Source organism: Dyella acidiphila (assembly GCF_014863405.1).
In the GTDB taxonomy this organism is placed as follows: domain Bacteria; phylum Pseudomonadota; class Gammaproteobacteria; order Xanthomonadales; family Rhodanobacteraceae; genus Dyella_B; species Dyella_B acidiphila.
In genome coordinates this window covers 325,420-345,667 of sequence record NZ_JACZZA010000001.1, presented here as the reverse complement: position 1 = coordinate 345,667, position 20,248 = coordinate 325,420, and the positions used below count along the sequence as shown (strand labels likewise).

Here is a 20,248-nt window from a genome sequence, read left to right as displayed (position 1 = left end):
AGCTCAGACCCCGTCACTGTATACCTTGGCTGCGCTGGTCGCCGGTTCGCGCGGCAGCTGCGCAAACCAGCTCAGCCATTCGCTCAATACCAGCAAGGTCCAGATGGCGCGTGAGTGATCGGCCAATCGCGCCTGATGTTCGGCGAGCAGTTCCAGTGCGGCATCGGTGTTGATGCCGGCTTGCGCCAGCACGTTGCTGGACAGGCGCGCTTGCGCCCAGCCGTGCAGGGGTTCGCGCAGCCAGTAGGCCAAGGGCACGGAGAGTCCGCGCTTGCGACGGGTTACTACCGCCTCGGGCAGGTATTGGCGTGCGTAGTCTTTCAGGAAGGCTTTGGTGGTGAAGCCGCGTATGCGCGCATGCAGCGGCAGCGTGGCGGCGAATTCGATCACCGCTTGATCCAGGAACGGTGCGCGGATCTCCACCCCGTGCAGCATGCCGCCGCGGTCGGCCTTGGCCATCAGCGCATCCGGCAGGGAGTGGGCAAAGTCGTAGCGCTGCAGCGCATCGATCAGGCGGGCGGGGTGGTGGGTGGTGTCATCGCTGGGCGGTGTGATGCCCAGGCGCTGCAGCCAGGGTGGCGGGATGTTGGCAGTCCACAGCAAATGGCGGGCGAGGCCATCCAGTTCCTGGCCGCGCACAAAGCGCTTGAGCAGGAAGGAGAGGGTGACTTTCTTGTCGCTGGTCGGCAGTTGTTCGATCAGCTTCTGCGCCAGTGCACGCAGGGGTCTAGGCAGCTGCGTGTAATACGCCGACCAGTGTACGCCGAGATACGTAGGATAACCGCCGAACAGTTCGTCGGCACCTTCGCCGGCCAGCAGCAGGCGCACATCCTGTGCCGCACGGCGAGTGACCAGTGATAGCGGAATCCAGGCTGGATCCGCCAGCGGTTCGCCGGTGGCGGTAATCAGTTCGCGCAGGGTGCCGGGAACGTCGCCGGCAGCGACGGTCACCGGCACGAATTCGCAGCCGAGTCGCGCGGCGATTTCCGCCGCGTGGCCGCCTTCGTCGAAGGAAGACTCGGCGAAGCGGATGCAATAGGCGCTGATTTTTTTCTGTGGTCGTAGATCGCGCACCACTGCCGTCATCAGGGCGGAGTCGATGCCGCCGCTGAGCAGGACGCCATAGTCGACATCGATATCGCTTTGCCGTTGCACGGCATTGCGGAACACCGGGTCGAAAGCGGCGGGCGCGGGCGTCTGCGCCTGCGGCGATGTGTTGGGAAAATCCCAATAGCGCTGGTGGCGTTCGCCGTGGCGGTCGAACACGATGACTTCGCCGGGGCTCAATTTGTAGTGATTTTTCACCAGGCTACCCGGTGCCGCGCAGTAACCGGAGCGCAGGTAGCGGGCGATGCCGTCGCGGTCCAGCTGGGTGCCGGTCTGCGCGCCCAGCAGGGCCGCCAGTTCGGAGGCGAAATAAATCCCCTGCTCGGTGCGTGCGTAATAGAGGTGGCGTTCGCCGGCGCGATCGCGCGCCAGGATCAGCCGCTGTGCGCGCTCGTCCCATAACGCCAGTGCGAACACGCCATGCAGGTGCTCAAGAAAGCGCAGGCCCTTTTCCAGATAGAGCGGTGCGATCACCGCGATATCGGTGGTCTGCGCGATGCAATGGCCGGCGTGGGCGAGCGAGCGGCGCAGCAGGCGATGATTGTCGATCTCGCCGTTGCAGGCCACCACGATGCCGGCTTCGTGTTCGAGCAGCGGCGGCTGGTGCTGATCCACGCCGCGGATGGCCAGGCGGTTGCTGGCCATGCACAGTGGCCCGCGCTGCACGAAGGCATCGCCCTGCGGGCCGCGATGAGCCATTGCGCGCAACATGCCGCGCGTTTTCTGCGCCGCGTGCGGTATCGGTTCCGTGGCGTGCAGGTTCCACAGGCCGGCGATGCCGCACATCAGGACTGCACCTGTTCCAGTACGCGTTTGCGCCAGCTGTCCACGCGCGTCATCCCGCGAATGCCGCAGGCTTGCAGTTCGCGCTCGATCTTCCTCGGCGCGAGGTAGGAATCGATGATCACCAGCGAGCTGGGATATTTATGCAGCGCATGGCACAGGGATTGGCCGGCATCGGGGGCAAGCATCGCAATGCCGTAGACCGGCTTGTCCAGATACAGGCGCAGGCCCCACAGCGTTTCTTCCTCGATGGTGTAGCTCTGCGCGGTGTTCTGGATGAAGATCATCGCGGCGTAGCGGTCCGATGCAATCTGCTGGCGGAACTGTTGCGCGATAAGGCGGTTGTCGTTCGGCGGGTGCATGAGATAGGCGGCGCTGGCTTTCAGCGACAGCAGGGCGATCACCCACATCAATACCCAGGCGCGATGCTGGGCGGTGTGAAGATCGATCTGGTCGCGCAGTTCCAGCGCCACGATCAGGGCGATCGGCAGAAACAGCGGTAGCAGATACAGCGGCAGGCGCGATTGCGCCAGGCAGAACACGACGAACGGCAGCGCGAACCACAGCGCAAGCAACCATGCGACTGCGTGCTGCTGCCGCCAGCTGCGCCAGTTTTGCGCGCGCAGCACGCCGGGCGTGCCGCGCAGCAGGCTCAGCCACCACGGCAGTGAGCCCAGCAGTAAGGTGGGTAGGTACACCAGCGCCCAGCCCAGCCATCCCGCATGCCGGCGCTGGGCGCCGGTAAACAAGCGGTTGTAGACCTCCTGCTGCAGGAAATAATGCGGCAGCCACGGATAGCGCAGCATCACCACGGCATACCAGGATAGGCCGACGGCCAGGAACAGCAGCAGGCCGCTGGGCAGAAAATACCGCCCCAGCCCGCGCCAGCCGTCGCGGCCGGCGATAAAGACAATCACTGCCAGCAGCGGCAGCAGGCCTGGCGGTCCTTTGGTAAGGAAGGCCAGTCCCCAGCCCAGCCACATCAGCCACAGATGGCGGCGCGCCGGCCGCGCCTGCTCGCCGAAAGCGGCGCATACGAAGCCGAGCATCGCCAGCGCTTCGCACAGGCACAGGAATACATCGGTGCTGACGATATTTGCCGTGACAAAAGGAAACGCGCTTAGTGCATAGACCAGTGCCGGCAACCAGGGTTTCTCTGGCAGCAGGCGCCGCCCCATGCCGTACAGCGCCAGCATGGTCAGCAGGAAGGCCAGCGCATACGGTGCGCGCACCGCCCAGCTGTTGCGGCCGCCCAGCTTGATCGCCGCGGCGAGCACCCAGTAGGTGGTCGGCGGCTTGGAGAAATTCACCTCGTCCGGACTGTAGCCGGGTGTGAGGTAGTCGCCGGTATCGAGCATCTGCAGGGCCGCGTCGACATAGCGCCCTTCGTCCGGCCCCCACAGGCCGCGCGTGCCCTGAAAGGCGAAGCCGAGCAGCAAGCCCAGGGCGATCAGCCAGAGCAGCGCACGATAAGCCGGGTATGCAGGTCTGGGCCGCACGGATGCGGCCTGGCTGCGCTCGTTCTGCATGACGAATCCAAAACCAGTCGATGTGAAGCGCCGTGCCCGCCGTCAGCCCGGATCGGGTCGTTTATGCAGCATCTGCAGGTTGCGCAGAAAGATCAGCAGCGTGATCGATTCGCCGATGATGAACACCGGTTCGCGCCGATGAATGGCATAGCTGAGCAGGATCACGCCGCCGGCCACGCTCAGGTACCAGAACACGCTGGGAATCTCGCTCTTGCCGCGCGCTTCGCTATACAGCCACTGCACCAGGAAGCGCGCACCGAACAAGGCTTGTCCGAACAGGCCGGTGCCGATCCACACGCTGTCTACCGACATGCACCACCTCGACGATCGACCGGCTTGCCCGAAACTTGCGCGAAACTTGCATCAGGACGCGGAGGCGCGCTTGTTCCTTCTTTTCACGCAAACGCAGCTGGAGATTGCGCAGGTAGATCAGCAAGCCTCCGGTCTGCCCGGTAATAAATACCGGATCTTCCTTATGGCAGGCATAGCAAAAAAGGATCAGTCCGCCGAGCACGCTGGCGTACCAGAACGCCATGGGGATGGCGCTGTGGCGCTTGTATTCGCTGTACAGCCACTGCAGCAGGAAACGCGCCGTAAAAATCACCTGGCCGAGCAGGCCGAATACCAGCCAGCCGTTGCTGAACATTCCCATGGAAGCACTACCTGCAGGACGTGGAGACAGCATCGCAAACCCATAGGTGAACTTTATGACATGACACCCCGGCCGGGCATGCCATCGGTCTATGGATTCGGGGCTGCCACCTGGCCTAGTCTTTGCGTGCTGTGGAAAGCACCTGGCCCATTACGCGAGAACGCCATGAAATTCCTGGTCATGATCTATTCCGACGACACCTTGCTGAACGCACTGCAGCCCGGCGAGTTCGACACGATGATGAACGGCTGTTTCAAGCACGCCGACGAGTTGCGCGCCGAAGGCCACCTGCTCGATTCCATGCAACTGCAGCCGCCGATGAAAACCAAGACCATCCGCGTGCGCAACAACCGCACCACCATCGTCGACGGCCCGTTTGCCGAAACGCGCGAATATCTGGGCGGCTTCAATCTGATCGAGGCGGCCGATATCGACGAGGCCGTGCGCATCGCGCAGACCTTTCCGTGGGCGAGGACCGGATGCATCGAAGTGCGGCCGGTGCACGACATCGATGCCGAACGCGCGCGCGTCGGGGCATAGGCCGAGCGAGAGTAGGTTGGGTTAGCGCAGCGTAACCCAACGGATCTTCATCCAAACCGCAAGCATCGTTGGGTTAACCCCGGATCACGTCCGGGGTAACCGAGCCTACGAGTGTGGCTTTTCTTCCAGCGGCAGCACTTCGTCGAAGATGGTGTAGTCGATCACGTTCACGCCGTTCTCGTCGCGCCGTACCAGATCCAGGTAGCGGTGGTTCCAGCGCACTTCCTTGAAGCTCCACTGGTGCCGCGCCAGCATCGATTGCGAGGTGGTTTCGTCGATGCCTTCGATGGTCAGCAGCAGCGTGGCCTCGGCTGTGTCCAGCGTTTCCGGCGCAATGCCGTAAAGCGGGCTGCTTTCGTCGATCACATGCATCACGTTCCAGCTCAGCATGAAGATGGGATGGTGATCGCGCACCAGCGAGAGGTCTTCGATGCGGCGCAGGCGGAAGCCTTCGGGGCTTTCGTGCTGGCGCAGCAGGTGCAATTGGGCGGAGGCTTGCGCGATCAGGTTCATGCGCATGTTGGCGGCACGCAGCATCAACGTCTGCTTGCCTTCGATCATGCGGATCACCGGGTGCTTGCCGAACAGGATCTTGGCGCGCGGGCGGGAGAAGCGCGCGAAGATCAGGCCGGTGATCACCGCGATATTGCCCATGCCGATGATGATTTCCGCGGTGGCCACTACGTGGGTGTAGATCGACTGCGGATGCATGTCGCCGTAGCCGACGGTGGCCAGGGTTTCCACGCTGAAGAAGAACGCGCCGGCCAGACCCTTCGGATACTGGTTGGCGATGCCGTTCGGATCCACCTGGTAAACCATCGCGAAGATCGCGTTGAAGATCAGGAACACGCTGGTGGCGATGCCGAAGAACACCGGCCAGCTGATAGTCAGGGCGCGGTGGTAGAAGTCGTCCCACAGGCGCTCAGGCAGCCCTTCGGAGATGAAGGGGCGGCCGCCGATCTGCACCATGCGTGGTCTGCGTTGGAACAGCGAGGGGCGGGACTTGGCCATGCGGGTGGGCTCCTTGTGCGAGCGGCATTGTAGCGCCGGCGCGCGGCCGGCAAGCGGGCGCTGCAGCAGGGCGGCACGGCGGAGTAAGCTTGGCGATCCACGGCACCGGCAGCGGGTTTCATGCTCAAGCTCATCGGCTTCGACGGCGACGATACGCTCTGGCATAGCGAGGGCTTTTATCGCGACGCCAGCACGCAGTTCAAAGCGATCATCGGGCGCTATGTCGATGTGGGCGATGCCCAGGTACAGGCACGCATGCTGGCCACCGAGCGGCGCAACTTGCAGCTGTTCGGCTATGGCGCCAAGGGCATGACGCTGTCGATGGTGGAAACCGCCATCGCCATCACCGAGGGGCGCATTTCCGCCGCCGACATCCATCAGCTGGTGGAGGTGGGCAAGGGCGTGTTGCAGCACCCGGTGGAACTGCTGCCGGGCGTGCGCGAGGCGGTGGCGGCAGTCGCCGAGCAGCATGCGGTGGTGCTGATCACCAAGGGCGACCTGTTCCACCAGGAGAAAAAGGTGGCGCAATCGGGGCTGGCCGGTTTGTTCGGCCGCATCGAGATCGTGTCGGAGAAAGACGCTGCCACTTACCGCCGCGTGCTGGCCGAATTCGCGCTGGAACCGGCGCAGTTTGCGATGGTGGGCAATTCGCTGCGTTCGGATATCGAGCCGGTGATCCGCCTGGGCGGGTGGGGCGTGCACATGCCTTATCACGTCACCTGGGAGCACGAGCTGGAACACAGCCTGGGCGAGGCCGATGCCCCGCGCATGCTGACCGTGGATGGCCCGGCCGGCATTGCCGCAGCCATCGCGCAACTGTCCGCACGGACCGAGGCATAGCCATGCTCGATGCGCGTGCTATCCAGTGCCCGTACTGCGGCGAGCGCATCGAGATCCTGGTCGATGCCTCGGCCGGCGACCAGCATTACATCGAGGACTGCCAGGTGTGCTGCCGCCCGATCAGCATCGAGGTGTGGGTCGATGCGGATGATCGTGCGCATGTGAGTGTTGCGGGCGAAGACGAAGCGTAAGTGGCTTGCGGCGAGGGATAACCCGCACACATGGAATACCACCTCGCCATGAACTCCACTTCCCTTTGAACTTCACCTCACCGTGAACTCCAACCCCCGTCGTCCCAGCGAAAGCTGGGATCCAGCGACTTTGCTTCGATGCTGATGGATCCCAGTTCCCGCTGGGACAACGGCTTTGAAGCCCGGCGCCACGGCTACAACTGCTCCGCCGCCTCCACCACCCCAATCCCCTGCTCACGCAACATCGCCCGCGTCGCCTCGTCGCTCTCCGGCGTCACCGGTCGCGTCAGCTCCCACAGCACCTGCGCTTTGAAGCCCAGCGCCTGCGCATCCTGCGCTGTCCACAGCACGCAGACGTCGCGTGCCAATCCGGCCACGTACACCTCGTTCACCCCGCGCTCGCGCAGCCAGCCGGCCAGCCCCGTGCTCGGGCGCGTACTGCCCGGACCATGGTTTTCGCGAAAGCCGCTATACGAATCCACCTCGGGGTCGCTGCCCTTGCGCAGAATCAGGTCGACCGGCGACCAGTCGACGGCCGGATGCAGCCCGGCGCCCGGCGTGCCCTGCACGCAATGGTCCGGCCACAGCGTCTGCACGTGGCCATGCAGCGGAATCTGCTGGAAGGGCCGGGTGCCGGGGTGCGTGCTGGCGAAGGAAACGTGCCCGCGCGGATGCCAGTCCTGCGTGGCCACCACCTGCGCAAACAGGCGCCGTTGCAGCAGATGCGAAATGCCCGGCACGATGGCGTCGCCTTCATGGCAGGCCAGGGCGCCGCCCGGCATAAAGTCGGGCTGGATGTCGACGAGGATCAGGGCGGCGTGGCTATGCATGGGCTGGACTCGCAGGGGACCGCAAGATTCCACTGCCGATCGACGGCATAATGCAAGCGATTCGTTCAACGTACGCCGGGGACAGCGCGCAGATGCATTACGACCAATCGTGGATGGGCTATGGCATGGTGGGCGGCCTGGAAGCCGGCGCGATCAGCCTGGTGGCGGCCTTGCTGCTGTATGTGGCGGCCCATTTCATCGGCCGCAACCAGGGCTGGAATCCGCTGCAGAAAATGGCCATTGCCTTCCTGGTCGCCCTGGTGCTGACCGCCAGCGGCGACCTGTGGGACCTGTTTTATTTCAACTACGGCCAGGTGCAGTCGCTCCAGTACCTGAAGGCCAGGCTGGCCGAAGTGCACGACCCGGACAATATCGGCCTGCGCGTGCTGTGCGAAATGCTCGGCGCGATGATCGGTGCCGGCGCCGGCTGGATCGTCACGGGCGGCGACTGGAAGCGGGTGCTGCGCGGGGACTAGAGAATCGGATCGAACAGACGCGCCACGTGCATCGCCAGCCGCCGCAGGTAGCTGGCTTTGCGGTATTCGTCGCGGGTGATTTCCACTGCCCGCGCAAAATCGTCCAGCAGCATGTGTTCCACCTGCGCCGCGAAGCCGCGGTCGACGCTTAGTGCACCGATCTCGAAATTGAGCCGGAACGAGCGGTTGTCCAGGTTCATGCTGCCGACGCTGGCGCTGTCGTCGTCGATCAAGATCACTTTCTCGTGGATAAAGCCGGGCTGGTAGCGATAGATGCGGATGCCTGCACCGATGGCGTCGTGTGCGTGCAGGGTAGAGGCGAGAAACACGGTGCGATGGTCGGGCCGTGCCGGAATCAGCACGCGCACATCCACGCCGCGCAGCACCGCCAGCCGCAGCGCCGACATCACCGCCTGGTCCGGCACGAAATACGGCGTGGTCAGCCATAGCCGCTGGCGCGCCGCATTGATCGCGGCGGTGAAATACAGCGAACAGCTTTCCTGCGGATCGGCCGGCCCGGTGGCGGCAATCAGCGTATAGGCATCGCCGGGCGCCGCCTGCGGCGGCAGCAGCGGCGGCAATTCGCCGGTGACCCAGTGCCAGTCCACGGCGAAGCTGCGCTGCAGGTCCATTACCGCGGGACCTGCGATTTCCAGATGCGTATCGCGCCACGGCGCCAGCGGCGGTTTCAGGCCCAGGTATTCGTTGCCCACGTTGAGGCCGCCCAGAAAACCCAGCGATCCATCCACCACTACGATCTTGCGGTGGTTGCGGAAGTTGAGCTGCAGGCGGTTGTTGTGGCGCTGGGTGGCGAACGGGAAAATCGCCACGCCGCCATCGCGCAAGGTCTGCACATAGTGGCGGGGCAGCGCATGGCTGCCGATGCCGTCGAACAACACGAACACTTGCACACCGGCCGCCGCACGTTCCAGCAACACCTGCTGCATGCGCCGGCCGAGTTCGTCGTCGTGAAAGATGAAGAACTGCACCAGCACGCAGTGCTCGGCCTTGGCGATGGCGGCCAGGATGGCCTCGAAGGTGGCGTCGCCATCGATCAGCAGGCGCAGCTTCTGGCCGGCGTGGAAGCTGCTGCCCAGCATCTGGGTGAGCGCGGCGTAGCGCATGCAGGGCTCGGGCACGCCCAGCAGTTCGCCGGGCAGCGATACCTGCGACAGCCGCTGCCGATGCGCGCGATGCAGGGTGACATAGCCGTAGAAATGGCTGCGCCCCAGATACAGATAAGGAATCAGCGTGACGTACGGCAGCAGCGTGAGCCCAAGCACCCATGCAAAAGCGCCTTGCGGCGTGCGCGTATGCATTACCGCATGCATGGCGGCGAGGATGCCGGCCACATGCAGCAGCATGGCCAGCACGGTGATGAGATGCGGGATGCTCATGGTGCGCGCGATTCTCGCACGCGCACTGCGCTTTGCCCTAGCCGGCCAGCAACTGGTCGGCCAGGTGTCGCGCCTGCTGGCGGATCTCCGGCATGGCAGTGGATTCCCACAAGGTGCCGCGCAGCATGCTGCCCATCGCGAACAGGCGCGGCCACGCGTTGCCGTCGTGCAGTACGCGCCCATTGGGCAGGGCATGGATGCCGAGCCCGAACGGATCGGAGTGGATGTGGCCGTTGGTCATCATTTGCTGCAGCAAGGTGTGCTGCGTACGGCGCACATCGGTTTCCAGACCCACGCTTTGCACGATCAGGTCGGCGTCGAGCGGCTGTTCGACGGTCTGGCCCTTGGGGGCGAAGCGCATCTGCAATCCGTTCGGCGTCAGCGAAACGCGGTGCATATGGCCACGCCGGCGCTGCAGTCGTCCTTCTTTTTCCAGTGCGGTAATGGCGTGCGCAACCTGCGGCGGCAGGCGATGGCGCGCGCGTTCCCAGGCCCAGCGTGCATGCCGCAGGAAACGTGCGCGATCGTTGTGCGGCAGCAGCCCCCACAAGCCGGGCGTGTGCGGCCGCAGGCTGTCGACCACGCGGCGCCAGTCGTCGGTATGTTCGATCGCCTCGCGCAGCAAGTGCAGCCAGGTGCGGATGTCCGGTGCATCGCGCATCGTCTCCACCAGTTCGTCGCTGTCTTCGTACGGCAGCGAGGCATGCGCCTGGTGCACTTCCGGCAGCACGCCATGACGGGAGATGGCGGTGAAATGGGCATTGGGCCAGCGCGCGGCCAGTTCCACGATCACGTCCACGGCGGTGAGGCCCAGGCCGATGACCAGCACCTTGTGCGGCTGCGTGTCGGGCTTGGCATCGGCCAGCAGCGACCAGGGCAGGGTGACATAGCGGCCGCTGGCTAGCGCATCGTCGTCCACGCCGGGCAGCGGGCGCGGCGTCAGCGCGCCGAGCGCCAGCACCGCCGCATCGACGCGGGTGGTGGTTTCGCCCTGGAACAGGGTGACGCCATCGTTTTCCGGCACCGCCGCATCCACTTCATGCGGCACGATGCGCACGTCATGGCCGTGGCTCTTGGCGCGCGCCAGTGCGGCGGTGGTTTCGGTTTCCAGGTAATCGCCGTACCAGCAGCGTGGCAGGAAATCGTTGCCGCTGATGTTGGGGTCGCGCTTCTGCATGTATTCGAGGAAGCCGCCGGGACGGTTGGCGAACATGCCCATCGATGCGGCGCGCACATTCAGCAGGTGGCGTTCCGAACGCGTGCCATAGGCCACGCCGCGGCTGGGCGTACCGCCACCGGTATACCAGTCCAGATGCAGCGGCTGCGAGGCAGGGCGCTCCAGCAACTCGCTGAGCAATGTGGCCCCTGCGGCGCCGCCGCCGATGATGGCGACCCGTCGAAACATGTCTTCCCTTGCTTAGATTGCTAAATCGATACCGGGATGCGGCGCGATGGCCTCATCCCGGTGTGCTGTGCCGATCCGTGCGTGATGGTCTCGCGCGCGCATCCGTCATGAATGCACGCGGCGACACACCGCGACTTCATCCGTTAGATATCAGACGCGCAGCGGACCGGCAATCCGCGCGCGCTGCGGCTGGCTGAGCCAGAGCGGCTGCGGGCCGGCCTGTTCGTAGGCGGTGTAGTCCTCGAGATCGCCGCCGTACACATGCAGGGTCAACGCCGTTTCGTGCCGCGAAAGATTGCGGCAGCGATGCATGTACGGCACGTCCGCGTCGAACCAGGTGGCATCGCCGGGGCCGAGCCAGTCGCGTCCGCGCAGCTGCCATGGCTCGGCGGTGGATGGACGCGACCACGATTCCACTTCGAGCGCGCCGTACAGGCTCAGCTCGATGCCCCACAGACCGGAGTGGTCGTGCGAAGGTGTGCTGTAGCCGGGCGGCCACGCCATCACCAGCACGCTCACGCCGGGCCGTCCGCGGCGGCCGAGCAGCCAGCGTTCGAAACCGCGGTTGTTGCGGCGAAGATTGGCCAGTCCATGGGCGAGCGCCTGCGCATCGCCATGCACGATGCTGCCAAGCTCGCGCGACAACGAAGCAAGATCGGGATTTTTATCCAGCGTATGGGCGAACGCAGCGTCGCGTAATGCCTTGAGGCTGTGTCGATATGTACGCATAAGTTCCGTGAGCGGACCGGAGACGAGCGGGAGTGGAGCATGTCCACTGTTAAATGGTCGTAAGGCGATGCTGTTCGCAAGAATCACCGATAAGGCATCCAAGCTTGCGCCCCAACGAGCTTGGTGCGGCTCGGACCGATTCAAGCATGACTTTCGCAGCATGGCTGCGGCCCGGCATCGGCCTATGCTGTTTTCACGCCCACCGGCCGGCGTTTAAACCGATGTCGGATGGGGCGCATCGTACGGACAGCTGACGTCGGAGAACGGACATGATCGAGCTGATGCTGATAGGTGTAATGGTTGCCGGGCTGTGGATCGTAGGGTCGGTGGTCGGCCTGGTGTTCAAGCTGGCGTTCGGCCTGGTGCACGGGGTGTTCAGCTTGCTGGCGGGGGCGATCGGCCTGCTGATCGGCGGCCTGGTAATGCTGCTGGTGCTGCCGCTGGTGGCCTTGTCGCTGTTGCCGCTGTGCATGCCGGCGCTGCTGCTGTTCGGCCTGGTGTGGCTGATCGTGCACGCCACGCGCCGTTCGCCGGCCACGCCGGCCGCGCGCTGACGCGTAGCTTGCATAAGGCATGAAAAACCCGGCGCAGCCGCAAGGCTGGCCGGGTTTCTGCTTTGCAGGCGCTCCGCTTTATAACTGTTGCAGCGCAAAACTCACCGGCACGCGCGCCCATGCCTTCACCGCATGGCCATCGATCACCGCCGGCTGGAATTGCCAGCTCGACAGCACTTGCTCGCGCGCACTTTTATCTAGCAAGGGATAGCCGCTGCTTTGCTCGACTTTCACATCGACCGGCTTGCCGCTTGCGTCCACCAGTACCAGCAAATGCACGGTGCCTTCCATATGCGAGCGGATCGCCTGTGCGGGAAAGTGCAGCGGCGAGGCGCGATAGGCGAGCGAGGTCACGCCGGGTGCGATGGAAGGCGGCGCCACCACTGGCGGCGCGGTATCGACCGGCTTGCTGTTGGTCGACGGTTCGGTGGTGGGCGGGGTGGTTACTGCGGGTGGCGGCAATTCCTTTTGCACGACCGGAATGTGCACCGGTACCGGCACGTGCTTGACGAACGGCTTGACCACGATGTCCGGTGGCAGCGGCTGCTGTTTCGGCGGCGGATCGATCAGCCGGACGGTTTCCACCCGGACGTTGTCGATGACCTGGGCGAGTTGCGGCGCCAGCGGGCGCGTAGCGAATAGCAAGGCGGCAAGGTTGAGGGTAATCGCCGCACTCAATGCGGCAACGCGCACCATATCCGGGTGCGGACGACGAGCGACAGCCAGGCTTGCGGACGGCATAAGCGACCTCCTGACGACGATGTGGTTGTGGGCGTCTGGGGCACGCTGTGCGGGGACACAGAGGGATCGTGGCAGGCGCGGCCTCAGCCTATGCCCGCAGGCCCGGCATGTGCAAGAGCTGTCTACGCAGTGTGAGGCTGGCGTGAAACCAGTCCGGCGGATTGCCCTGGCAGGCAAAAAAAACCCCGCAAGGGGTGCGGGGTTGCAGGATAACGGATATCGGGGAGGCGATATCCGTGGCAGTTATCTTGCACAAGGACGGCTTGCTGGCGCGTGCAATCCTTGTGATGGCCGCCTTCACGGCATGGCACTTCACAGATCGATCCGAACGGCCTTTGCGAGAATGGCCGCCGATACCACGGGAGTGCGCTGATGAAAGCCATGCATGCCATGAAGTGGATGACTGCCGCGCTGCTGGCGCTGGGCGGTTTCAACACCGCCATGCCGGCGCGGGCGGCGCAGGATCTCGACTGCAAGCTGTCGTTCCAGTTGTCCGGCTGGTCCGCGTTCTACAAGCGCGCCGAAGGCAGCGGCACGGTGACGTGCAATAACGGGCAGAGTATGCCGGTGCATATCCGCGCCGAAGGCGGCGGCCTGACTTTCGGTAAAACCCAGGTCGACGACGGCCATGGCAACTTTACCGGCGTCTACGATATCCACGACGTACTCGGCCACTACGGCGGCGCGGAAGCGCATGCCGGTGCGCAGACCAGTGCCGACAGCCAGGTGGTGACCAAGGGCAGCGTGTCGCTGGCGCTGTCGGGCAAGGGACGCGGGTGGAATCTCGGGATTGCGTTCGGAGCGTTCATCCTCGAGCCGTAGACCCGTAGGTCGGGTTGGCGCAGCGCAACCCAGCGATCTATCATCGAAGCGACATCGTTGGGTTGCGCTGCGCCAACCCAACCTGCGGTGGCGGCCGGATGCGTTCTAACGCATCAAACGTTTGCACAGATAGAACCATCCGGACATAGGCAAACAACAACTGCTCCCGCTATGGTTGCGCTCCAGCATCCAGGAGTGTCCTCATGTCCGCATCCGGCCAGGTAATGCTGCCGCGCTATGGCTTCGGCGATGAGCTGCTCAGCAGCGTGATTCATGGCATCGGCATCGTGCTGAGCATCGTCGGGCTGGCGGTGCTGGTGATGCATGCGGCAGTCCACGGCTCGGCCAGCGATGTGCTGGCCAGCGCGGTGTATGGCATCTCGCTGATCCTGCTGTACACGGCATCCACGCTTTATCACTCCATTCGCGCGGAATCTGCGCGGCACCTGCTGCGCACGCTCGATCACATCGCGATCTTCCTGCTGATTGCCGGCACCTATACGCCGTTTACGCTGATTGCCTTGCGCGGCACCTGGGGCTGGAGCCTGTTCGGCATCGTGTGGAGCCTGGCCCTGCTGGGCACAGCGCTGGAACTTGGGCTGCTCAAGCGCTACCGCCGGTTGGCGGTGCTGCTGTATGTGGCGATGGGCTGGGTTGGCATCGTGGCGTTCCGGCCGCTGCTGGCACATCTGCAGACCGGCGGCATGGTGCTGCTGCTGGCGGGCGGTGCGGCTTACACGCTCGGAGTGCCGTTCTACCTGTGGCGCAAGCTGCCGTATCACCATTCGGTGTGGCACTTCTTTGTGCTGGCCGGCAGCGTGCTGCAGTTTCTGGCGGTGTTCTTCTACGTAATGCCCGGCGCGGTTGCCTGAGCTTGCTGCGGATGACGAGCTAGCCCGTCATCCGCAACTTTCGGCATTTACTTCTGCTGCGCAGGAATGAACTGCGTACGCACCGCTTCGGCCAGCTGATCCGGCGGCAGCAGGCCCTGGCCGATGATGAAGTCGTTGAAGGCCTGGCGATTGAACTTGCTGCCCAGCGCCAGCTCCGTCTGCATGCGCAGTTGCTCGATCCGCATATAGCCGTAGAAATACGCGGTGGCCTGGCCGGGGCTGTTGAAGGTGAAGCGGTCCAGTTCCTCGCGCGTCATCGCTTCGGACAAGCCCACGTCGTAGCGCAGTACATCGTGCGCACGCTCCTTGCTGATCAGGCCCAGGTTGAGCATCGGGTCGAGGAATGCACGCGCAGCACGCACCAGCCGGAACTGCAAGGTGGTGAACTGGCCGGCCGGCGGTTCGTAGGGCAGCATTTCCGCTTCCGAATACAGCGCCCAGCCTTCCACGTTGACGCTGTTGAAAGCGAAGATGCTGCGCGCCAGCGAGACGCCGCGTTCCACCATGGCCGAGAACTGCAGCTCGTGGCCGGGGCGTCCCTCATGCGCGGTCAGCGTCCAGGCCGCGGCCTTGAAAGTGAAGTCGTCGTAGGTGCTGTCCGACGCCGCGCCATTGGCCGCGGGATTGCCCATGGTCAGCACGAAGGTGCCGCGTTCGCCGTGATTGTTGATCAGCGGCGGCGGATCCATATGCGGCGCGGCCACGTTGGCGGTTTCTGCATCGGAGGCCAGGCGCATCTGCATCTCGCGCTGCGGCAGGGTCACGATGTGCTCGCGGCGGATGATGTCTTCGATCTTGCCGATCACGTCGTGGTACCACGGCACCACATCGTCCTTGCCCAGCTGCTGCTTTTTCAGTGCCTTGATCACTTCGCGGTAGTCGCTGGCCTGGAAGCCTTCGGCCTTGGCCACCACCGGCGTCATCATCTGCATCGCCGAGCGCACCTCAACGAATTCCAGCTGCGCCTGCTTGATCAGGTCCTGCGGCGGAATATCGATGCCGACCTGCTTGAGGTTGTAGGCGTACAAGGGCTCCGGCAGGCGGAAATCATCGCGCTGGCGTGGCACGATGGTGCTGTGCACCCAGTCGTTATAGGCCTTGAGCTGGCTGTCCAGCGCATCCAGTGCGGCCTTGCCCTGCGCATCGTCGAGCTTGTACTTGGTGAACAGCTGGCGGATGCCGTCGGCGTAGCGCTGGGTGTTGCCGAGCTGCTGGTCCACATTGCCTTTGTAGGGGCCGAGCAGGCTCTTTTCGGATAAGCGGCTGGCGGTCTGCGCTTCGGCCAGCTTGATGATCGGCGTGCAGCCCGGCGCCTGGCCCACGTAGCACTGCAGCCGCTTGAGCGCGAAGGCGCGGCGCTTGGCGTCCACCTCGTCCTTCAGCAGGTAGAACTCGCCGTTGAACACCAGCTGGCCGATGTCCAGGTACGGCAACATGTATTTGCGATTGAGGTTGTTGCCCTCGATCTGCAGGTCGGCGGCCTGGATCATGATCTGCAGATCCTGGCGCACGTTGGGGTCCTTTTCCGTGGCCAGCATGCCTTGCAGCTTGCTCTTTGCCTCGGTCAGGGCCGCGTTCTGGCGGCTTTCCAGATTGGGCTTGAGGTCGGCCACTTTGTCGTCGTAGCCGGGCAGGCCGAGGGCGGTGGCGTTTTCCGGATTGAAGCGCGCCTGCACATCCAGCAGCGTTTGCGCATCGGCGTTGCTGCGGGCGACCCAGGCCGGTGCCTGGCTGGCCTGCGCGTGGACGGAAGCGGCGGCGGCCAGCGCGAGCGCCGTGGCCAAGGCGAGACGTTTCAACATGAAGAGCATCCCCGGGATTCAAGTGGTCCGAGCTTATAGGCAGGCGCAGGCCGCGCGCCATGGACCAAAAGCCTAGGCGTTGAACAGCCACACGCCGGCCGCCAGCGCGACCATCACCAGCGACAGCACCAGCTTCACCAGCGCGCCGAACAGCAGGCCCAGCCAGGTGCCGATGCCCACATGCGCCGAACGCAATACGCTGCGGCTGGAACACAGCTCACCGACCAGCGCACCGACGAAGGGGCCGAGAATCAGCCCGGGGATGCCGAAGAACAGGCCCACAAAGGTGCCGATCGACGCCCCCCATACCGCCGCCGAGCTGGCCCCGACCCGCTTGGCACCCAGCGAGGCGGCGATGAAATCCACCGCGATGCCGAATGCCGCCAGCACGCCCAGCACGATCAGCCAGGTGGTGCCGAGGTGGCGATAGTTGTCCGCCGCCGAGGCCAGCCAGATGCCGCCGAAGATCATCGGAATGCCGGGCAGGTTCGGCAGCACCGCACCGATCAGACCGCCCACGATCAGCACAATGGAAAGCGTGTAAACGGCAACTTCCAGCATGGCGTTATGCATCCTGCGGCGGGATGGCCGCGAATCGGCCACAATAGTCAATCGACGGCGCGCGGCCGGCAAGCTGTGCGCGATTTGCTGATGAACGACTGTGCCAGATAGCGAAACCATCCTGCTCAAGGCCGATGAACTGGGCCGCATCGAGATCGTGCAGCGCCATGGCGTGCGCATGATCCGCCGCGACATCCGCGCTGCGCGCTGGTGGGCGCGCGCCTTTGCGCGGCGTGCCGCGGCACGCGAGGCGCGGGCGCTGGCGCGGCTCGCCGGCACCGATGGCGTACCGCCGCTGCTGGGCTGGGACGGCCGCGAGCTGTTGCGCGGCTATATCGCCGGCCAGCCGATGCAACAGGCGCAGCCGCGCGATCCGGCTTATTACCGCCAGGCGCTGCGGCTGTTGGCGCGGCTGCATCGGCGCGGCATCGTGCACAACGACCTGGCCAAGGAACCGAACTGGCTGGTACGCAGCGATGGGTCGCCGGCATTGGTGGACTTCCAGATCGCGTGGACGCGCGGGCGACGCGGGCGCTTGTTCCGGCTGCTGGCGCGCGAGGACTTGCGTCATCTGCTCAAGCACAAGCGCACCTATTGCGAGCATGCGCTCAGTGCGCGGCAGCATGCGATGCTGAAAACGCCGGCGCCGCACTCGCGCCTGTGGCGTGCGACTGGCAAGCGCCTGTACAAGTTGATTGCACGGCGGGTGTTTGGTTATTGGGATAACGAAGGGAAGGGGCGCGTGCGCGATTGAGCGGCGTAGTTGCCTGGACTCGCGGCAAGCGCATGCAACCCCACCCCAGCCCTCCCCTGCCAAGCAGGGGAGGGGGCGTATCGGCGAGTGCTTTGCATCATCAAGCTTGCGCTATCTGCTCCCGCCCCTGCCGAGCAGGGGAGGGGCGTATTGGCGAGTGCTTTGCATCATCAAGCTTGCGCTATCTGCTCCCGCCCCTGCCGAGCAGGGGAGGGGCGTATCGGCGAGTGCTTTGCATCATCAAGCTTGCACTATCTGCTCCCTCCCCTACGTGCAGTAGGGGAGGGCTGGGGTGGGGTGAAGTTGCGTGCGCTTGCGACGAGCTCGTGTAATCCCACCCTTCTGTTGCCAAGCAGGGTTATTTCGGCAAGCAGCTTATTTTTCTACGAACGCACGCTCGATCACATAATCGCCCGGCTCGCGCGTACGCGGCGAAGCCTGGAAGCCGCGCGCATCCAGCAGGGCGCACAGGTCATCGAGCATTGCCGGACTGCCGCACAGCATCAGCCGGTCGGTTTCCGGATTGAGCTGCGGCAGGCCGATCGCCTGCGCCATCGCGCCATCGACGATGTTGTCGGTGATGCGGCCGCGATTGCGGAACGGCTCGCGCGTGACGGTGGGGTAGTAGATCAGTTTTTCGCGTACCAGCTCGCCCAGGTATTCGTGCTGCGGCAGTTCGTTCTGCAGATAGTCCGAATAGGCGAGGTCGTTGACCTGGCGCACGCCATGCGCCAGTACGATCTTGTCGTACTGCTCGTAGGTGGCCGGGTCGCGGATGATGCTCATGAACGGCGCCAGCCCCGTGCCGGTGCCGAGCAGGTACAGATGCTTGCCGGGCTTCAGATCGGTCAGTACCAGCGTGCCGGTGGGCTTGCGGCTGACGGTGAGCTGGTCGCCGGCCTGCAGGTGCTGCAGGCGCGAGGTGAGCGGGCCGTCCTGCACCTTGATCGAGAAGAACTCCAGATGTTCTTCCCACGCCGCGCTGGCGATCGAATACGCGCGCATCAGCGGGCGGCCGTCCACTTCCAGGCCGATCATCACGAACTGGCCGCTGTCGAAGCGGAAGCTGGGATCGCGCGTGGTGCGGAAACTGAAAAGGCTGTCGTTCCAGTGATGCACATCAATGACTTGTTCGGTCGCCAAAGCCACCATGGTGTTTATCTTCTCGGGTTGTGCGGATAGGGGAATGCGCGCTGCCTTACGCAGCGGCTGCTCGCGGGGAGGGCTGGGGTGCCATTGCCGTACGAGCGCCGGGCGAAGGCCCGGCGGTAGGTGCCATAGATTACGCGATTCGGCCCAATCCCGTGTTATGGAGCTCACTCATATGGGGCCTGCGCCGCGGCGGGCAAGCTGGCGGTCGCGTGCCAGGGGCTTGATCGGACGGGCTTTTTAGCTGGGCCGAAAGTGACTATCGGGAAGCCCCCGCGCCAAGTAACGTAGCCCGGCCAGCCTGCACAGGAGTCACGTATGTCCCGCGAATTCACCAAGGCCGACGCCAAGGCCTATGCCTGTTCCTACCTCCTGTTGACCTTGCTGCAGCGGATGGATCAGCGCGAGCCGGGACTTATCGAAAGCCTGATCGCCGGCGCCGAGGGCGATTTCGCCGCCTGCCGCCTGCAGGAGGATCTGCCGCCCGCCGTGCCGCTGATCCACCAGGAAACCCTTGCGCTGTTGAATCGCGCCAATGCGTACAAGTTGAATATGCAAGACCGCGCCCAGCGTGGCGAAGGCGAGTAAGCCGGCAATCATCCAACAGGGGGAAACAGCATGGCCATCGACAAACCGTCATCGCGCATCGGCATCTATCTGTTGCTGGTGCTGGCGCTGAGCTCGATTTTCTACGCACTGATCATCCATGCCGGCCATCTGGCGGCGGCGCATGGCATGTACGTGCTTGGCCTGATGTGGTCGCCGGCGACGGCGGCGCTGCTCACTTGCCGCATCACCGGTAAGCCGTATGCGCAGCTGGGTTTCGCGTGGCCGCGCACGCGCTGGGCGATCATCGCCTGGCTGTTGCCGCTGGCCTATGCGGGCGTGCCTTACCTGATCGTGTGGGTCAGCGGCATGGGCGGCTTCGGCAACCCGGATTTCGTCAACGATATGCGCAAGAGCCTGGGTTGGGGCGATGCGCCGACATGGGTGATCGAAGCCGGCTCGCTGCTGCTGATCGGCACACTCGACATGGTGGAGGGCGTGGCCAGCGGACTGGGCGAGGAAATCGGCTGGCGCGGCTTTCTCGCGCCGGAAATCACCCGTGCCTGCGGTTTTACCGGGGGCACCTTGCTGACCGGCGTGATCTGGGCCAGCTGGCATATGCCGATCCTGCTGTTCGCCGATTACAACGCCGGCACTCCGTGGTGGTTCGGCATGCCGTGCTTCGCAGTGATGGTGATTTTCTCCAGCTTCGCCTTCAACTGGTTGCGTCTGCGCTCGGGCAGCGTGTGGCCGGCGGCGATTCTGCACGGCAGCCACAATGTATTTATCCAGGTCTGGCTGACCCCGATCACCATCAAGCACGGCAGCATCACCGCTTACGCCATCGATGAATTCGGCTTCATGCTGGCCGCCTCGGCGATCGTGCTGGGCGTGGTGTTCTGGTGTAAGCGTGGCGAATTGCCGGCGCAGGTTTGA

Annotated in this window: 23 protein-coding genes; 10 read left to right on the top strand and 13 right to left on the bottom strand. The window is 64.4% G+C overall.

All coding sequences use genetic code 11. From position 1 onward, the window contains the following. Nucleotides 1-3 precede the first annotated feature (3 nt). The 4 genes from asnB to IGX34_RS22470 are packed head-to-tail and all read right to left on the bottom strand — an operon-like array spanning nt 4 to nt 4,065. Nucleotides 4-1,893 carry an asparagine synthase (glutamine-hydrolyzing) gene (gene asnB, locus IGX34_RS01730; RefSeq protein ID WP_192553930.1) on the bottom strand — a complete coding sequence of 630 codons (1,890 nt, stop codon included), beginning with the start codon at nt 1,891-1,893 and terminating at the stop codon, nt 4-6. Then, nucleotides 1,893-3,419, bottom strand: a complete 1,527-nt coding sequence (locus IGX34_RS01725; RefSeq protein WP_192553929.1) for an ArnT family glycosyltransferase — start codon at nt 3,417-3,419, stop codon at nt 1,893-1,895. The genes asnB and IGX34_RS01725 overlap by 1 nt, the downstream gene beginning before the upstream one ends. A 42-nt stretch (nt 3,420-3,461) precedes the next feature. Beyond that, nucleotides 3,462-3,731 carry a lipid-A-disaccharide synthase N-terminal domain-containing protein gene (locus IGX34_RS01720; RefSeq protein ID WP_192553928.1) on the bottom strand — a complete coding sequence of 90 codons (270 nt, stop codon included), beginning with the start codon at nt 3,729-3,731 and terminating at the stop codon, nt 3,462-3,464. After that, the gene (locus IGX34_RS22470; RefSeq protein ID WP_225737191.1) at nt 3,646-4,065 is read right to left on the bottom strand and encodes a lipid-A-disaccharide synthase N-terminal domain-containing protein; all 420 of its coding nucleotides are present in this window, start codon (nt 4,063-4,065) and stop codon (nt 3,646-3,648) included. Before IGX34_RS22470 ends, IGX34_RS01720 begins: the two co-directional genes overlap by 86 nt. 171 nt (nt 4,066-4,236) lie before the next feature. On the opposite strand from IGX34_RS22470, the gene IGX34_RS01710 reads away from it, so the two are divergent. Then, nucleotides 4,237-4,611, top strand: coding sequence for a YciI family protein (locus tag IGX34_RS01710; protein WP_192553926.1), 375 nt, complete (start codon nt 4,237-4,239; stop codon nt 4,609-4,611). A 105-nt stretch (nt 4,612-4,716) separates the two neighbouring features. Here the strand turns inward: IGX34_RS01710 and IGX34_RS01705 are convergent, their stop codons facing one another. Then, complete coding sequence (locus tag IGX34_RS01705) at nt 4,717-5,622, bottom strand: ion channel (RefSeq protein WP_192553925.1); 906 nt, start codon at nt 5,620-5,622, stop codon at nt 4,717-4,719. 120 nt (nt 5,623-5,742) lie between these two features. Between IGX34_RS01705 and IGX34_RS01700 the strand changes: the two genes are divergently transcribed. Next, the gene (locus IGX34_RS01700; protein ID WP_192553924.1) at nt 5,743-6,462 is read left to right on the top strand and encodes an HAD family hydrolase; all 720 of its coding nucleotides are present in this window, start codon (nt 5,743-5,745) and stop codon (nt 6,460-6,462) included. A gap of 2 nt (nt 6,463-6,464) precedes the next feature. Then, the gene (locus IGX34_RS01695) at nt 6,465-6,653 is read left to right on the top strand and encodes a CPXCG motif-containing cysteine-rich protein (RefSeq protein ID WP_192553923.1); all 189 of its coding nucleotides are present in this window, start codon (nt 6,465-6,467) and stop codon (nt 6,651-6,653) included. A gap of 194 nt (nt 6,654-6,847) precedes the next feature. On the opposite strand, the gene pncA is transcribed toward IGX34_RS01695, so the two are convergent. Continuing rightward, on the bottom strand, nt 6,848-7,483 hold the full coding sequence (pncA, locus tag IGX34_RS01690) for a bifunctional nicotinamidase/pyrazinamidase (protein ID WP_192553922.1): 636 nt from the start codon (nt 7,481-7,483) through the stop codon (nt 6,848-6,850). A 92-nt stretch (nt 7,484-7,575) separates the two neighbouring features. Here pncA and IGX34_RS01685 point away from each other — a divergent pair, with 92 nt between their 5' ends. Then, nucleotides 7,576-7,959 carry a hypothetical protein gene (locus IGX34_RS01685; RefSeq protein WP_192553921.1) on the top strand — a complete coding sequence of 128 codons (384 nt, stop codon included), beginning with the start codon at nt 7,576-7,578 and terminating at the stop codon, nt 7,957-7,959. Here the strand turns inward: IGX34_RS01685 and cls are convergent. The 3 genes from cls to IGX34_RS01670 form a co-directional block, all read right to left on the bottom strand. Further along, nucleotides 7,956-9,356, bottom strand: a complete 1,401-nt coding sequence (gene cls / locus IGX34_RS01680; protein WP_192553920.1) for a cardiolipin synthase — start codon at nt 9,354-9,356, stop codon at nt 7,956-7,958. The two genes, IGX34_RS01685 and cls, sit on opposite strands and share 4 nt — an antisense overlap. A gap of 37 nt (nt 9,357-9,393) precedes the next feature. Next, nucleotides 9,394-10,761, bottom strand: coding sequence for an FAD/NAD(P)-binding protein (locus IGX34_RS01675; protein ID WP_192553919.1), 1,368 nt, complete (start codon nt 10,759-10,761; stop codon nt 9,394-9,396). 150 nt (nt 10,762-10,911) lie between these two features. Beyond that, the gene (locus IGX34_RS01670; protein ID WP_192553918.1) at nt 10,912-11,490 is read right to left on the bottom strand and encodes a cysteine dioxygenase; all 579 of its coding nucleotides are present in this window, start codon (nt 11,488-11,490) and stop codon (nt 10,912-10,914) included. A gap of 269 nt (nt 11,491-11,759) precedes the next feature. Here IGX34_RS01670 and IGX34_RS01665 point away from each other — a divergent pair, with 269 nt between their 5' ends. Continuing rightward, nucleotides 11,760-12,044 (top strand): hypothetical protein, encoded by a 285-nt coding sequence (locus IGX34_RS01665; RefSeq protein WP_192553917.1) that lies wholly within the window; start codon nt 11,760-11,762, stop codon nt 12,042-12,044. Nucleotides 12,045-12,122: 78 nt separating this feature from the next. Here the strand turns inward: IGX34_RS01665 and IGX34_RS01660 are convergent, their stop codons facing one another. Continuing rightward, on the bottom strand, nt 12,123-12,785 hold the full coding sequence (locus IGX34_RS01660) for an energy transducer TonB (protein WP_192553916.1): 663 nt from the start codon (nt 12,783-12,785) through the stop codon (nt 12,123-12,125). A gap of 381 nt (nt 12,786-13,166) precedes the next feature. Between IGX34_RS01660 and IGX34_RS01655 the strand changes: the two genes are divergently transcribed. Both IGX34_RS01655 and trhA read left to right on the top strand, forming a co-directional pair. Further along, nucleotides 13,167-13,607 (top strand): hypothetical protein, encoded by a 441-nt coding sequence (locus tag IGX34_RS01655; RefSeq protein WP_225737190.1) that lies wholly within the window; start codon nt 13,167-13,169, stop codon nt 13,605-13,607. A gap of 203 nt (nt 13,608-13,810) precedes the next feature. Next, a complete protein-coding gene (trhA, locus tag IGX34_RS01650; RefSeq protein ID WP_192553915.1) occupies nt 13,811-14,479 on the top strand; it encodes a PAQR family membrane homeostasis protein TrhA in 669 nt (222 codons plus the stop codon). A 47-nt stretch (nt 14,480-14,526) separates the two neighbouring features. On the opposite strand, the gene IGX34_RS01645 is transcribed toward trhA, so the two are convergent. Both IGX34_RS01645 and IGX34_RS01640 read right to left on the bottom strand, forming a co-directional pair. Further along, a complete protein-coding gene (locus IGX34_RS01645) occupies nt 14,527-16,302 on the bottom strand; it encodes a DUF885 domain-containing protein (RefSeq protein WP_192553914.1) in 1,776 nt (591 codons plus the stop codon). A 72-nt stretch (nt 16,303-16,374) separates the two neighbouring features. Continuing rightward, the gene (locus tag IGX34_RS01640; RefSeq protein WP_192554489.1) at nt 16,375-16,860 is read right to left on the bottom strand and encodes a DUF456 domain-containing protein; all 486 of its coding nucleotides are present in this window, start codon (nt 16,858-16,860) and stop codon (nt 16,375-16,377) included. A gap of 121 nt (nt 16,861-16,981) precedes the next feature. Here IGX34_RS01640 and IGX34_RS01635 point away from each other — a divergent pair, with 121 nt between their 5' ends. After that, nucleotides 16,982-17,617 (top strand): RIO1 family regulatory kinase/ATPase domain-containing protein, encoded by a 636-nt coding sequence (locus tag IGX34_RS01635; protein WP_192554488.1) that lies wholly within the window; start codon nt 16,982-16,984, stop codon nt 17,615-17,617. A gap of 375 nt (nt 17,618-17,992) precedes the next feature. Here IGX34_RS01635 and IGX34_RS01630 read toward each other — a convergent pair whose 3' ends face one another. Then, nucleotides 17,993-18,769: a ferredoxin--NADP reductase gene (locus IGX34_RS01630; protein WP_192553913.1), complete on the bottom strand. Its 777-nt coding sequence runs from the start codon at nt 18,767-18,769 to the stop codon at nt 17,993-17,995. 315 nt (nt 18,770-19,084) lie between these two features. On the opposite strand from IGX34_RS01630, the gene IGX34_RS01625 reads away from it, so the two are divergent. Both IGX34_RS01625 and IGX34_RS01620 read left to right on the top strand, forming a co-directional pair. Next, nucleotides 19,085-19,354, top strand: coding sequence for a hypothetical protein (locus IGX34_RS01625; RefSeq protein ID WP_192553912.1), 270 nt, complete (start codon nt 19,085-19,087; stop codon nt 19,352-19,354). A 30-nt stretch (nt 19,355-19,384) separates the two neighbouring features. Beyond that, nucleotides 19,385-20,248 carry a CPBP family intramembrane glutamic endopeptidase gene (locus tag IGX34_RS01620; RefSeq protein WP_192553911.1) on the top strand — a complete coding sequence of 288 codons (864 nt, stop codon included), beginning with the start codon at nt 19,385-19,387 and terminating at the stop codon, nt 20,246-20,248.